At 33.3% G+C, this 13,722-nt stretch carries 13 protein-coding genes and 10 tRNA genes; all 23 read right to left on the bottom strand.

The annotated features are described in order from the left end of the window. Nucleotides 1-437 precede the first annotated feature (437 nt). Nucleotides 438-2,393, bottom strand: coding sequence for a hypothetical protein (locus tag RSX31_RS23205; protein ID WP_315636124.1), 1,956 nt, complete (start codon nt 2,391-2,393; stop codon nt 438-440). Next, the gene (locus RSX31_RS23200; RefSeq protein WP_315636123.1) at nt 2,390-2,881 is read right to left on the bottom strand and encodes a hypothetical protein; all 492 of its coding nucleotides are present in this window, start codon (nt 2,879-2,881) and stop codon (nt 2,390-2,392) included. The genes RSX31_RS23205 and RSX31_RS23200 overlap by 4 nt, the downstream gene beginning before the upstream one ends. Then, the gene (locus RSX31_RS23195; RefSeq protein WP_315636122.1) at nt 2,878-4,170 is read right to left on the bottom strand and encodes an SIR2 family NAD-dependent protein deacylase; all 1,293 of its coding nucleotides are present in this window, start codon (nt 4,168-4,170) and stop codon (nt 2,878-2,880) included. The genes RSX31_RS23200 and RSX31_RS23195 overlap by 4 nt, the downstream gene beginning before the upstream one ends. Before the next feature lie 247 nt (nt 4,171-4,417). Further along, complete coding sequence (locus RSX31_RS23190) at nt 4,418-4,777, bottom strand: P27 family phage terminase small subunit (RefSeq protein WP_315636121.1); 360 nt, start codon at nt 4,775-4,777, stop codon at nt 4,418-4,420. Between the two features lie 639 nt (nt 4,778-5,416). Next, nucleotides 5,417-7,054, bottom strand: a complete 1,638-nt coding sequence (locus tag RSX31_RS23185) for a phage major capsid protein (protein ID WP_315636120.1) — start codon at nt 7,052-7,054, stop codon at nt 5,417-5,419. A 477-nt stretch (nt 7,055-7,531) separates the two neighbouring features. Next, a complete protein-coding gene (locus tag RSX31_RS23180; protein ID WP_315636119.1) occupies nt 7,532-8,050 on the bottom strand; it encodes a hypothetical protein in 519 nt (172 codons plus the stop codon). 110 nt (nt 8,051-8,160) lie between these two features. Next, nucleotides 8,161-8,520 carry a replication initiator protein A gene (locus tag RSX31_RS23175; RefSeq protein WP_315636118.1) on the bottom strand — a complete coding sequence of 120 codons (360 nt, stop codon included), beginning with the start codon at nt 8,518-8,520 and terminating at the stop codon, nt 8,161-8,163. A gap of 256 nt (nt 8,521-8,776) precedes the next feature. Then, nucleotides 8,777-9,121, bottom strand: coding sequence for a hypothetical protein (locus RSX31_RS23170; RefSeq protein WP_315636117.1), 345 nt, complete (start codon nt 9,119-9,121; stop codon nt 8,777-8,779). Nucleotides 9,122-9,269: 148 nt separating this feature from the next. Continuing rightward, a complete protein-coding gene (locus tag RSX31_RS23165; protein WP_315636116.1) occupies nt 9,270-9,728 on the bottom strand; it encodes a hypothetical protein in 459 nt (152 codons plus the stop codon). Between the two features lie 156 nt (nt 9,729-9,884). Continuing rightward, nucleotides 9,885-10,148 carry a hypothetical protein gene (locus RSX31_RS23160; protein ID WP_315636115.1) on the bottom strand — a complete coding sequence of 88 codons (264 nt, stop codon included), beginning with the start codon at nt 10,146-10,148 and terminating at the stop codon, nt 9,885-9,887. A 184-nt stretch (nt 10,149-10,332) separates the two neighbouring features. Next, the gene (locus RSX31_RS23155; RefSeq protein WP_315636114.1) at nt 10,333-10,512 is read right to left on the bottom strand and encodes a hypothetical protein; all 180 of its coding nucleotides are present in this window, start codon (nt 10,510-10,512) and stop codon (nt 10,333-10,335) included. 69 nt (nt 10,513-10,581) lie between these two features. Continuing rightward, nucleotides 10,582-11,478, bottom strand: coding sequence for a hypothetical protein (locus tag RSX31_RS23150; protein WP_315636113.1), 897 nt, complete (start codon nt 11,476-11,478; stop codon nt 10,582-10,584). 171 nt (nt 11,479-11,649) lie between these two features. Then, nucleotides 11,650-12,576, bottom strand: coding sequence for a tyrosine-type recombinase/integrase (locus tag RSX31_RS23145; protein WP_315636112.1), 927 nt, complete (start codon nt 12,574-12,576; stop codon nt 11,650-11,652). 118 nt (nt 12,577-12,694) lie between these two features. Next, nucleotides 12,695-12,768 (bottom strand) — tRNA-Gly (locus RSX31_RS23140). A gap of 3 nt (nt 12,769-12,771) precedes the next feature. Then, nucleotides 12,772-12,855: transfer RNA gene (locus RSX31_RS23135), tRNA-Leu, on the bottom strand. Between the two features lie 8 nt (nt 12,856-12,863). After that, nucleotides 12,864-12,937: transfer RNA gene (locus tag RSX31_RS23130), tRNA-Cys, on the bottom strand. A 7-nt stretch (nt 12,938-12,944) separates the two neighbouring features. Further along, nucleotides 12,945-13,019 (bottom strand) — tRNA-Gly (locus RSX31_RS23125). 4 nt (nt 13,020-13,023) lie between these two features. Next, nucleotides 13,024-13,095 (bottom strand) — tRNA-Gln (locus RSX31_RS23120). 39 nt (nt 13,096-13,134) lie between these two features. Then, nucleotides 13,135-13,210 (bottom strand) — tRNA-His (locus tag RSX31_RS23115). Between the two features lie 12 nt (nt 13,211-13,222). Further along, nucleotides 13,223-13,296, bottom strand: a tRNA-Trp gene (locus RSX31_RS23110). Between the two features lie 67 nt (nt 13,297-13,363). Beyond that, nucleotides 13,364-13,447, bottom strand: a tRNA-Tyr gene (locus tag RSX31_RS23105). 12 nt (nt 13,448-13,459) lie between these two features. Further along, a tRNA-Thr gene (locus RSX31_RS23100) sits at nt 13,460-13,535 on the bottom strand. Nucleotides 13,536-13,554: 19 nt separating this feature from the next. After that, nucleotides 13,555-13,630 (bottom strand) — tRNA-Phe (locus RSX31_RS23095). Nucleotides 13,631-13,722 lie beyond the last annotated feature (92 nt).

Raw genomic sequence — 13,722 nt, 5'->3', positions numbered from 1 at the left:
GGCAGAGCTGGACCAATTTAATGTCATTAGTGGACCAAAAACATGGCAACGGTGGAACAATCGTATGGCTGTAGTCAATGAGTTACATTTTTTAATTTTATAGAATATCCTGCATTTTCTTGATCTAAATAAACGTTGCCGAAAATTGAAATATTACAATTTCCACATTTAATCCTAACAGGATATTTTTCTAACCAACCAAGTTGAACCTTTATACGAGTGATGCTCTTACAAACATTACATTGATAATCTCCTGTAACTACCATTATACTCATCCTTATAAAACCAGAAAATTACGGTTTTACAATAATAATACACTAAACATAATTCTCTATCTTTACTTTATGAATAAAATTCTCATTTTATTTTAAAAAAATCTACACCTAATTAATAAGTGTAGATGATCAATTGCTATTTTAAGTGATCTTAAAAAAATGTTAATTATATACTCTATCACTATCTTTTATTTCGTTATTTTCCTCGTCAACAAGCCCTTTTTCACCTGTGTAAAAAGTGTACTTTGTATACATTGAATCATATTTATGAGGTGGAGTATTTTCTACTAGAATTATTTGATGATCCTTACTTAATTCTATTAGAATTTTATAGAATTCATCATATACTTCAGGATCATTTATTTTTCCTTCAGAAGTAACAGATGATTCTTCATCTTTATCTTCCTTTTCCAAAGTCCCAACATATTTGCTTAATGAGTCTAATAATAGTAGACCAGGATGACCGTTGGCATAACCCTGAGTCTTACTTTTTAATATTGCTCCTAGAAAAGAAAGCTGCATGCACTCTAAAAGTCCCCCACTTTCATGAGCATATACACTCGCCCCATTGTAAAAAGGAATCATTTTCTCTTTATGAATTGAAGTTTCATTCGATGTATCATACTTTAATCTTTTCATAAATTCCTTATACTTCTTATCTAAGAAGTTAAATATTGTTTCTTTTTCTTTACTGCTTACTTGTAGTGCTTCAATATCTTTGATTAGTCGAGCTTCTTCCGCCTTTAAATCAACTATAAGATTCTCTTTTTCCTCAATTTTATGGTGTATTCTTAGGCCTTCTTTTAAGGTTTCTTGTTTTTTAGTTAACCTGTTAATAATTGCATTAATACTATCGATATGTGATAAATAAGGCACCTTGGTTTTTTTAGAATATTCAATCAACGCTTCGTTAAAGATTGATTGTTTTTCTGAATATAAGTTAATCTCTTTATCTAAATCTTCAATTTGTTCGTTTTCCTTTTCTATTAAGTCACGAACTAAATTAATTTTATTCTTAATTTGCTTTTTAATTTTTTTCAGCGTCGCTTCTGCATTTTCGCTATTGTGTACTTTATTATGTAAATGACTCAATACTTTGGAGCTACATAGGGGACACTCCACACTTTGATTAGGAATTATTAAGTTATAATTGATATCCAAGGTCTCTTCTACTTCTTTTAAATCATTTTCATATTCCTTAATTAATAATTCCTTAGAGTTTATAGAGAGCTGGGAATGTCTTTTACTCCTTTGATACTCCAATTTTTTATTTGTAACCTTATTTAAATCATCCTTTAATTTAATATACATTTTATTCTCTTCACTATTATTACTTCCATTAACACTATTCTCTAATACATCTGCTTTTAATTGTTTTTGTTTTTCAATATCTGATTGAAGTTTATCTGACTTTAATTGCATATTTATTCTGTCTACTGCATCTAGGTCTCTTAAATATGAATTTAATCCAAATAATTCTCTTCGTGTTTCATCAATCTCATTTTGTACTTCTACCAATTGTTCATTTAAGGTTTCTTTATCTGCATCTACTAAATTAAACATCATTTTAAAAGCATGAGGATTTTTATTTGCCTTAAAAGTACTCTTCTTTCCCAAAAAGTCCCCAGTCCCTAGTTCATGTTGATGAATATATACATATCTAAAAATATCTCTAAATGAAACGGTGTCAATTTCTTTTTTATTGCTATGTTTTTGATGACGAACTAACTTATATTCATTTATATTAAGTTTATTCATCAATATTTTCATAGCATCTTGTATTTCAAGCGTCTTAGGCGTATATTCATCTAAATCATCAAATGAACAAAAATAAATACTAATTTTAGTATGTTTTTCTTTTAATAGTCTGTTTAATGTTAGTACTTCCTCCCCAATTCTCAACTCAAGAAAAACCTGATCACATTTAGAATCAAGCTCCCGTTGAACATTTAGATCAATTTTACTCGATTTCCCAAAACAATAATCTATCAAGCTCAGTATAAGTGATTTTCCTGATGTTTTTTCTCCACTAATAATAGTGAAATCCTCGTTAAAGTTAATTGTTCTTTTGTATGTAACCCCCATTATAATTAATTTGTGCAAAATAAGACGGCTCAATTTGTACCCTCCTTTACTTTTTTTACATTTTCTGTTGTATAAGCAATTGTTTTATATAATTTTACATACTCTTCAAAGAGAGAATTTAAATAATCACTAGAATTATCTTCATAAAATTTTTTTCCCTGTATTAATAATTTCACTTTTAAATTTTCTTGTTTATCAGACAGCTTACCTCTTATTTCAATAAACTGAAAATGAGACATTAGTATCAGTATTTCATTAATTTTTGTTTGGAACCGGAAATATTGATTTGGTGAGGGAGGAAACTTATCATTGTTATCAGGGACACTGTTAAATAAATCTATTAAATCAAAATTGACCAGGCTATAATAAAATAATAGCTCTTCCACTTTTCTTTGCTTGTTATTTTGTGTAGAAAGTGCATTCAGTAAGCATAGTATCTTCATTATTTCTAGTTTTTGATTATTAAATAGTATTTGTATAGAAGCGGGTACTGAAAAGTTCAAGTCCTTCTCTCTTTTCATTTAAATCGTTCCCTCCCCCACCAAACGTCTTCTTCATTATCAGCTAAGATATGAACAAAGCCTCTATTTTCTGATTTATTTGATTTATTTTTTCTTAATATTTCATCGTATCTTCCAAAATCAATATCTTCTAAACTCTTATGAACAACTTTTAAAAATTCTTCGCTATCACCATGTTCTTCAAAAGTGTTTGCATATTTATCCATATATTCAATAAATACTTGACCTAAAATCAAATCAATAACATCTATGGGCATTCCCAGTTTATTCATATCTTTAATATACTCATCTGCGGCAACATAAAAAACTGAACTTAATCTTATTAACGAAGGATTGATATTTTCTAATTTTAATTTTCTATAAAAAAGGTTACCTTCTAAATCTTTTTTGAGAGATTTTAAACCGGCTCCTATTACAAGTGATGTATTTGTTGAACCATTATTGTCATCTAATTTTTCTTTATCTTTTTTTTTTAGAGGCTGAGAAATATGATGAAGAATCTTCCTTATTTCATTCGAATGAGTAGAACCTTCTGTATTATATGGAATAGTACGGAGCCCAAATTTTGACCGAAGCTCTCTAGTTGTAGGTTCATCTGGATTATCTAATAGGATATAATGTACTCCTTTAAAAGAATCTTTATGTTGCTCAATCAAAGTTCTAATAAACTGATCATCAAATGAAAAGCCCAAAAAAATTAGCTTTTTGTTTCCAGTCACTAATTTTAATAAATCATCATATTTTTTATCATTATATAACTCTTCATAACTTTCTTTGCTGATTACAATTGATCCAGAGTTTGAAATAGTTCCATGTAGTTGGCATACTCTCTTTTGACTGAACAAGTTTTGTGTATTAAAGTTTATATCTCTTAGAAGAATAGGTTGTAAATCAAAAGCTAGATACTTCTGTAATATATTTTCATAGTTAGTAGTTAAAAATAAATTAAAATCCATTTCGCTAAGATCCCTGTAGTTATGTTCTGAGTCATCTTCCACATCTACTTGTTTTTCGAGTATTAATTCTACTATTTTTTCCTGAATATCTTCCTCTTCGAGAAGATACTTTTTTAACATATCAATAGCTCCCCAATAATCATGGTTATTTAGATCAGTTTCTATAGCCTTTTTCACCCATTCAAAATCACCTATGGCATATCTTTCAGTTAAACTTTCAATTAATTTACCCCAAGAAGGTACTTCAAAAGGAATAGAAAGACCTGCTCCAATAAAGGGAACCAAATTACCTTCTTGATAATCTTTTTGCAAATCTTCTAAATATCTACTCATATATAACTCCTCTTTCTTCACTCTAGTTAACAGTAAAATAACAAGATAAAATATGCATTTCATCTACATTTTACCTTATCAGGTAAACTATATCCATAATAAGTCTTACTCTCTAATTAATTGCTCAAGTTTAAATATAAATATTTCAAAAATTGTATCTGTAAACATTGTTAATAGTCTTGATGGTAAGGGTTAAGAAAAAGTTGTGGTCAGTCATTAAATAAGAATGTATTAAATTATAGCTCCTTTATACTTTACCAAGTATTCTTAGAAGTGGATCATTACTTAAATCTTCGGGTTTTGCTTGTTCTTCTCTAAACTTATGTGAGGCATCAAGACCTAGTAGCTTGTAACTTTCGATAATTTTTGCTTGGGCTTTCATTGCTGTACTTACAGAAGGATGTTCTTTTTTTCCATGTGGTCCTAAAATTGTATAACCGTCTTGGAAAAGCTCTCTCTCGCATGCTTCAATTGTCGCTAAATTAAACGCAAGTCTTTCAATGATTATTTGATTTGTAGAATCTAGTTTATTTATTTTGTCGAGCTCTTCGACGATATAATTAAAGTATTGTGCTGCAGAGTCATTAAAATGAACTGGTATCTTCATTGTTCAACTTCCTTTACATTTTTTTACATAAATTATTTTTAATAATATTACTCGTTGTGTGAGTGACACAGCCCTCGTTATTAAATGTTATTTAGCGTTTTTTTATGAAGATATAGGGGATACCATCTTTCATACTTAAAATTACCAACCAAATCCCCATTCTATATTCAAACTTTCACTTTAAACTCAAAGAACTATGCTTAACGACAAAGTCATAACTAATTTCTTTCATCCCATGTCCAATTAAGTATGTGTTGACTTTCTTGTGTAGTTCTCTTTTGTTTCTAATTGAAGATTCATACGCTTTGCATAGTATCCTCGCTGTTATGTTTCTATACTCTTCATCACCGCAGTAGTCTTTTGCTGCCTCTATATGTCTTAGTTCCAGCATCTTTATCACCGTCCAAAAAGTTATGCTTACCATAACTGATAAATCAAGCATCAATTACAGTATCTATATCAATTTATTAATCTCTTATTACTTAAGGATAATGGCAGTAGTATCTGCAGATGCTACTGCCATTTTAATGTTCTTATCCTGGTAATGTATTCGTTAATGCACCACTGCTCTTTTAGCTGCTACTGTAAATAACTAAATCATCATATTGTGCATCAAAAGGGAAGTCAGTAATATTAGACTTACGAAACGGTACCTTTACTTACAGCTTGATAATTCGTTACATGTCCATCTACGTATGCTTCAGCAAGAATTCGAACTTTTCCACTTAAAGCGCTAACAGTATCGACATCTACTTCTTTATCTTCATTGTCGCTCCACACCGCAACAGTATAAGCTTCCTCGATATTCGCGAAGATTACTGGAACTTGACCGATTGTATCTCCATTACCTAATGCAGTAGAGATCTCAATAGGATGTCCGTATAAATGGGGCTTCACTTTCCCGTTGACTTCAATATATTTCACATAGTGATCACCATTTCCATTTTGAAGCACAGCTACTTTTTCAAAGAATGACCTGCTCATATACCAGATTCCATTTTGAGCATAGTCTTCATGGACAGCCAACATAACTTGTCGAAGTTGCAAATTTGTTGGATCAATCCCAACGTTCTCTGAAGGTACATTAGTATCTGGAGCAATTCCACAAAACTCATCAGCAGAAGATCCTGCTAAAATTGAGCTTTCTATTGCTCTTGCCACTCGCTTAACTAACTTCTGTCTTTCGAATCTGATCAAATCAACACCAGAATCATGTGCTAGCTTTCTACTCATTTGCTCGCTAATTCCAACACGTTTTTGAGTCATAGTAGCAAATTTATCTAATTTCAATTCTGCCTCTGGAAGATTTCCTTCTTCAGCTACAAATAATGCGTCGTCTAAATCTGTTTGTACTGGAATGTTAAATTCAGAAACCCCTTTAGCTGATAGTTTCTTAGCTCGTTTAAATACCTTCGATTCGTTTTCTAACAATTCAACGATTTGACTTTGTTTATTACCTGCTGTTGATGTACCTTCTGCTTGACCTTGTAACGTACGATTTTCAGTTGTCATTTGATTTTCCTCCATTTTATGTTGTAAGTCTTTAGTCAGATCTCTTAGCTCTTGCTCAAAATTTGTAAGATCTGCCGCCTTCTTTACTACTAATTCTTTGAATGCTTCACTTTCAGGCTTAATCTTTAATGTTTCTTCAGCTTGCCGTACTTCATCTTTTTGTCGTTCAATTTGAATTCGTAACCTCTGAATTCGGTTTAGAGTTTCATCTTCTAACTCAAGATTTCTAATCACTGGATCATTGTTTATCTCAATCGAACGAGCTGCTATTGAACTAGACGCATAAGCTGGATTCTTTACAACTGAAACTTCAAACAGTTCAAGACTGTTTACTGTTCTTTCGTAAATTCCACCAATTTGTTTCCAAGTATCGTTGAGTACTCTGAAGCCAAAGCTCATATTTTGTAAAATTCCAGATTTAATTAATTCGAAAGAATCTTTTCCCCATGAAGTTCCAACAATTTTTGCAGTCATTTTTAGTCCAATGCTATCTTCTTCAAGTATCAAACTGTTATTTCTTGTTGAAGCAAGAATATGTTTTGGATTATGCTCTAGCAAGAAATCTACGTCAGTCTCTCTACACTTTATTGCTTGAGCAAATGCTCCCTTGGCAATCTTTTCTTTGAATCTTTTTGAAACTCCTAAAACTTGACTAAACTCTTCGGTTTTATTGACGTAGCCAGAAACTATCATTCCTTTCTCATCTTCTGATACTAGGTTGACATCCTGGACTCGAAGTTCAATTTGATGTTTTACTTCTGTCATATGATTAACTTCCTCTCTAGATTAAAAATGTAATTTTTAAAAATTACTTTCCATAAAAAATAAAGCGCTTATCCCCATCTCCAGGAACAAACGCTACTTTGGTTTAATGGATGTTGCTCAAGCATCCATTAAATGCTCGTTGATACAAACAATGTTGAAACAAGAAGTAATCCTCGGTAAGTATGATAAAGTCGTCTCAATATGAGAACACAATTTTTCGACCAGATGTTATACAAAGTGAAATGGAGGCAACCAAAAACTTTGTATAACTCTCTGTATAAGATATATCTATTAGTACAAGTTCACGCCCCCATTTTTTCAGCACTTTTGCATATTTTTTGTACTATTTTTTTGATACTATATTGAGCTTGCTTGTATGTGAGGTTAAACATTTCAGCTATGTCTTTTATTTTCACTCTATCTCTCAAGCATTCAACAATTATTTGTTCGTCGACACTTAAGACTTTGATCATGATATTATTCAAGATTCAAGTCCATAACAACAAAACTCAAGTCTCTATTTGGATCAAATTCTAGTTTAACTTCTAATAATGCTCGAACATGACAAGGATTCTTAAAGTCTATAAAACTGAAGTCATATGTTGGATTCTCAATTGGATTTGATTCTCGACCAAAGACCCCTAGCAGAATCTCTTTGCATTCTTTCATGTCTTGTCGTACTTCATAAATTTGATTATTTCTAATCCAGCGCTTGTCATCTTTCTTGTAAAGATCACTTTTTATCTGATCTATGAAAGATTGATAGTCTCTAAGTATCCGACCAAGTTCATCTTGACGTTCCAAATCTTCATTAGTAATTCTTTGCGTTTTTGAAAGCTTGTGGTTGTTATTTTTAGTCATGAGAATATGCAACACATTGTCTGTACTTTGACCTGGCTCTTTCTTCATACCTTCATACTTAATTTCTTTATTCAATCGTTTCTCAAGTTCTTCTCCTTCATACCATGCTCTGCCAGTGTTGTACCTTCTAGTCATTGTAATTTCCTCCATTTTATTTTTTGTCCAAACTAAATAAGCACCGATCGCTCGGAGCTCACAGACCAATTCATATAATTTTTTTATATCCGATTCACCAAAAACGTAAATCAATTGTTGCTACAAGATTTCTTTTGTATCTTCCAATGCTCATATGGAACAACATAAATCGGAGTACTGTTCCCTCCACGTTTCACTTCTTGCTCGTCATACCGTATCAGACCAAGGTCACGAAGTTGTTTTTTCAGAGCATAAAATTTCACTCGTTTTATTCGCAAGAATTTATCTGCTGATTTCTCTGTTACGATGATATATTTTTCTCCGTTCTCATCAACAAAAGATGTAAGTTCAATTCGATTCTGCATGTAAGCATATAACAAGATTCCATCGTTCTTGAGCCCTTTCAAATCTTTGTCTCTAAATAGGTCCATTGTTAACCTTAAAAACCAAGTGCTTTCGTTAGCTTCCATAATTCCGTTCCTCCAGTTGTTCATATTTAAAATACATAGTTTTTATATCAGCACTGTTTCAAACGTAAACAACTGTTTTTCAAAAATTTAAATTTATTTGCAATGTAGCAAACTTGTTTGCGACATAAATTACTTTTTTATATTTACTTATTTATATAATACTTATTTATAGTGACCATGTTTTGAACAACTGTTTCACCAAAATTGAACAACTCAATACATTTTTGAACAACTAAAAAAAGCCGAGCAATTAAGCTCAGCTTTCACTCCAGTACTCGTCGAATTCTGTACTGCCCAAGGATTTAACTTTCCCGAGAACATTTAAGTATTCGTTAATCGGATAACCGCCAACATGAATAGGATAGGCATCTCCTGGTCGCTTGAATACCCTATCATCATGCTTTTGCATTGCTTCGAAGAATTTTTGTTTTTTATTTTCTGCATTACGAATCTCGTCATTAATTAATGAACGCAATGTATATAGAACGGTAATGTCAACTTCATAGTTATAGTGTCTCTCACGAATATTCCTACCTGCTTGCTCAAAGTCTACTCTTTTAAGATTTCTCGCATTGAATTTTTCTTTATGCATATTAAACATAAATACCGCCTCCAAGTTTTTCTTGAAATTCTTTTATCATGAATATCAAAAATGTAAAGCAAGTAGATAAAAAGTTTTAACTTCCAAGGACATCAAATTTCTTTTTATTTTCGAATAATATTTTGATTTTATTATAAAAAGTCGAGAATTAAGCTCGACTAATTATTACTTCTTGACCTTTGATTATCTCCCTCAAGTGAGACAACCTGACTTTTTTTACGTTTCTTGGATCAAGTTCGATTGTAAAGCCAAAAAATTGGTAGTCATTTGTTTTTGGTCCCCCAAAAATATTCATTGACCAAATTGGAACCCCAAAGTTCGGAATATATAATAATCCCCAGGATTCAAGTTTTGCAATTAAATTAGTTATTTCTCTGATTTCTAAGTCTGGAAGCTCTAAATTACTTCCCTGGTTTGTAACATAAGTACTTGTTGGATAATGAGCTCCCCTACCTTGCTTCAAATAGAAGATAGTTTGCTCTCGATCAACAGAACATTGAGAATTAGAAACGTACCTCATAGTATCAAAAATTATCATTTCTCTGTCTGTTAACCTGTTCTGAACTCCTTCATAAAGTTCTCTTAGTTCTTGAATGTATTTTTTCATCATATCGCCTCCAGCAGCGTTTTTTTTACGCTACTGGTATATCGGATCGCGTGTATATGTAAAGCCGATTACGAAAAAAATAAAAAAAAGACCGCCTAAAAGACAGTCTTTTCCAATTATTCCCCCACCCAACATAAAGGAAGATAATAATATACTTTATCCTTCATAACCATCTGGTTTATAGACGAACGAATTTATCAAGCCAGTCAAGCAGTCTTCACACAGATCAAATTTCCAATTTTCGTCGTCAAACTTACTTCCATATCCAAAGTGGAGCTCGAAGGATTGAAATGTATCGCCTTGCCATCCCCTTTCATGTTCTTCTCCATGAAAAATATGTTGATTTCCACACTTATTACATGTTACAGAAGTTAATTCAAAATTCTCTACTGTTTTTTTAATTTGTTCGAATTTCCTCATTAGGTTTCCCCCATAGTATTGTATTTGACCCGTATGGGATTTTAACTCCCTTAAATATAAATATATTAAATTAGTAATAAAATTCAACACAAAGCCTTCTGTGAATTTTAGGGACTATCCTAAATTCGGCAGGTGATTATCTTACCCTTCCCCCTTAGACTTTTAATGTTCACAAGTCATAAAACTACTCTACTTGGTAATAGTTGGTGTTTTCAAGTTCTTCAAACTTCTTTATGATAATTTCTAATTGCATTAAAGCATCCTCTTTGGTAGAAGACTTATCGTGAATAGTCAACCCTAGTTGGGAAAGTTTCAATTTTAATTCCGCATACTGTGCCTTACGCGCATAATAATCTTCATTCATACATTTCACCTCTTTTGTTACATGTTCTCCATTTTCCAGTAACTTATTAATTAGAATGGTTACAAATATTTAGGCATCCAACCAATTATAGAAAGGCAATTTAGAGTTAGTTGGGTCCTTTGGCTTTATAGTTGAAAGCTCCTTCATGACTTCCATATATTCAGCATACTCTTCTGAATGCTTGTAGTCTGAATTGTTAGCTATCCTTTCGATACACTTATAAGCAAACCCTTTAATTTTGTGTTCCGGAACTTTTAAGTATCTCTGGTTCTCAATTGTATCAGAAACGAATTTTTCGATTAATATGTTCCACTGCTTCTTAGAGTACCTTCCGACTGAAAAAGTTGTATAGAACTCATTACAGGCATCAGTTAATAAGACCTTAAATTTCTCACAGGGTATGGATTCCTTGTAATTACAATTGAAATTATTATTATCTTTAATTTGTTCTTTTTTATTATTCTTTTTAAATGCTGGTACCTTTTGTACAGGCTTGTTTTGCTCTTTTGTGCAGGCTTGCTCATCACTTTTGTTAATGCTGAAATTCTCCACAGTTAAAACATTAACTGTGGATTCAACACTTTCTTCCTCTTCTAGATTTGCACTTTTGTCAGAGCTGTCGCTGCTCTTTGGTAGTAGTTTTTGAATTATCTTTTCAGTTACACGAAAATATTTCTTTGCTGGCGAACCCATGATTAGAGTTTCAATGTATCCAGCTTCTTCTAAATCCTTAATTGCTGTTAACTGTTGTCTATAAGTTAACGCTGTCTCATTTTTTATTACTTCACTAGTTAAAAAGAAATATTCCTTACCATTCCGAACAGTGAGCATTCCTTTACTACCGAAGCTTTCATAACTAGAACATAACTGCCCAAAAATTATTGCTGCATTAACTGATACTTCATGGGCTAAATCTTTGTTGAACATAACAAATGAATTTCCACTAAGAATTGATAAAAGTCTCATTATTCCATTCTCCTTGTTTGACAGAAGGAAATATGCTAACATAAAAATCAGCAGAAATATTCTGTCTTTTTTTCGAGAGATGGTTGAGCCGCCAAACTCATAAAACCATCTCTTTATTTAATTATATTACACGAACACTAGTTCGTAAAATATAAGTTGGGATATATTTCCTTATATCTTCAATCCTCTCAAAGCCCCATGTAGCTGATGTTTTCTCTCTATATCCTGTCCCCACAGATTCACGTACCTTTTAGTCACAGTAATATCTGTGTGTCCTAAAAGATGCATCAGTGAAAAGGCATCCACTCCTGAAACGATCATTCTTTTTGCCATTGTATGTCTGAAGGTATGTGGACTTACACGTTTGCTTACTTTCGCTTCCTTCCCATATTTAGTAAATCTTGTTTGGATACTGTGATAATTCAGTGCTTTATTATCCTGGCTAATAAACAGCTTCTTAGTTGGAAGATCCCCTCTGATTTTTATATATTTCTCAAGCTGCTCTTGAGTAATTTCAGATAAATAGACAACTCTTTCAAACAAATTCTTTGTCTTTCTAATCATTATTTTGTTCCCCAATACATCTTCTACATTTATCCCAACCAGCTCAGACAATCTTATTCCTGTATCAAGAAATACAAGTAAAATAACCTCATCCCTAAAATTCACAAAAGTTTTACCTTTTCTAACTGTTTTTATTAAGTCCTCTATCTCTTTATTATCTAATGTTTCAATTGCCTTCTGTCTATCTCGTAACAGTTTTATTTTAGCCATAGGGTTTTTGTCGATGAGCTTTCTCTTATACAAGAAGTTATAAAATGACCTTAGAGCACGTAAGCGAGTATTGATTGTAGTCACTTTCATTAATTCTTTGCTTTTCAAAATTAAATCTTCAATATCTTTTTGATCCCATGCTACTAATTGTTTATTAATTATCTTCTTTGCGCCATGAAATTCATTTTTATAATAAGCAATAGTAGCGGGCCTTAGGTTTCTTAAATTACAGTCCTTAAAAAATACTTCCAATGCTTCTTCTTCAGAAATTCTTTTATCCAGAATTTTTAATTCTTCATTTGTTAGTTCTTTACGTCTTCTCACATGAACCTCCTCCGCACACGATTCGCCGCATACGATTTTGGGATTTTTCAGTCGTATAGAAAAACAAAAAAGACTCCAACAATTAAGTTGAAGTCTTTGAATAATTAATAGTTATGTATGGAGCGGGTGAAGGGAATCGAACCCTCATCATCAGCTTGGAAGGCTGAGGTTTTACCACTAAACTACACCCGCGAATGGTACCGGTGGCCGGGATCGAACCGGCACTCCAGAGGAACACGATTTTGAGTCGTGCGCGTCTGCCAATTCCGCCACACCGGCATTACATTTGGAGGCGGCAACCGGATTTGAACCGGTGATCAGGGTTTTGCAGACCCATGCCTTACCACTTGGCTATGCCGCCTTAATATTGGAGCGGAAGACGGGATTCGAACCCGCGACCCCCACCTTGGCAAGGTGGTGTTCTACCACTGAACTACTTCCGCACTACTGGGCTAGCTGGATTCGAACCAACGCATGTCGCAGTCAAAGTGCGATGCCTTACCGCTTGGCTATAGCCCACTGATAGTATATGTCACGGAAATGAAAATGTGACTTTTATGGGGCGACTGATGGGAATCGAACCCACGAATGCCTGAACCACAATCAGGTGCGTTAACCACTTCGCCACAATCGCCATGAAATAAATTGGCAGGGGTAGTAGGAATCGAACCCACACCAAAGGTTTTGGAGACCTTCGTTCTACCTTTAAACTATACCCCTATGAAAAATAATTAAATTCCAGTGATTTCTCTTGCTATCCGCTTCGCTGACGCTGCGTAAAAAATCTTGGTGGAGGGGGGCAGATTCGAACTGCCGAACCCGAAGGAGCGGATTTACAGTCCGCCGCGTTTAGCCACTTCGCTACCCCTCCAGCTTAAAAAAATGGTGCCGGCAAGAGGACTTGAACCCCCAACCTACTGATTACAAGTCAGTTGCTCTACCAGTTGAGCTACACCGGCATCAAATAATAGTGATAAATGGTGGCTCAGGACGGAATCGAACCGCCGACACATGGATTTTCAGTCCATTGCTCTACCAACTGAGCTACTGAGCCACTATGTAAAAATAAAAATGGCGGTCCGGACGGGACTCGAACCCGCGACCTCCTGCGTGACAGGCAGGCATTCTAACCAACTGAACTACCGG

The sequence above is a fragment of the Rossellomorea yichunensis genome (genome assembly GCF_032337515.1).
Taxonomy (GTDB): Bacteria; Bacillota; Bacilli; order Bacillales; family Bacillaceae_B; genus Rossellomorea; species Rossellomorea yichunensis.
Note: the sequence above shows the minus strand (reverse complement) of the source record. Positions and strands in the feature narration are given on the sequence as shown.

Excerpts from the sequence above, each read along its gene's own strand:
- RSX31_RS23200 (WP_315636123.1), bottom strand. The coding sequence starts at position 2,881 with ATGAAAAGAGAGAAGGACTTGAACTTTTCAGTACCCGCTTCTATACAA.
- RSX31_RS23195 (WP_315636122.1), bottom strand. The coding sequence starts at position 4,170 with ATGAGTAGATATTTAGAAGATTTGCAAAAAGATTATCAAGAAGGTAAT.
- RSX31_RS23190 (WP_315636121.1), bottom strand. The coding sequence starts at position 4,777 with ATGAAGATACCAGTTCATTTTAATGACTCTGCAGCACAATACTTTAAT.
- RSX31_RS23185 (WP_315636120.1), bottom strand. The coding sequence starts at position 7,054 with ATGACAGAAGTAAAACATCAAATTGAACTTCGAGTCCAGGATGTCAAC.
- RSX31_RS23180 (WP_315636119.1), bottom strand. The coding sequence starts at position 8,050 with ATGACTAGAAGGTACAACACTGGCAGAGCATGGTATGAAGGAGAAGAA.
- RSX31_RS23175 (WP_315636118.1), bottom strand. The coding sequence starts at position 8,520 with ATGGAAGCTAACGAAAGCACTTGGTTTTTAAGGTTAACAATGGACCTA.
- RSX31_RS23170 (WP_315636117.1), bottom strand. The coding sequence starts at position 9,121 with ATGTTTAATATGCATAAAGAAAAATTCAATGCGAGAAATCTTAAAAGA.
- RSX31_RS23165 (WP_315636116.1), bottom strand. The coding sequence starts at position 9,728 with ATGAAAAAATACATTCAAGAACTAAGAGAACTTTATGAAGGAGTTCAG.
- RSX31_RS23160 (WP_315636115.1), bottom strand. The coding sequence starts at position 10,148 with ATGAGGAAATTCGAACAAATTAAAAAAACAGTAGAGAATTTTGAATTA.
- RSX31_RS23155 (WP_315636114.1), bottom strand. The coding sequence starts at position 10,512 with ATGAATGAAGATTATTATGCGCGTAAGGCACAGTATGCGGAATTAAAA.
- RSX31_RS23150 (WP_315636113.1), bottom strand. The coding sequence starts at position 11,478 with ATGAGACTTTTATCAATTCTTAGTGGAAATTCATTTGTTATGTTCAAC.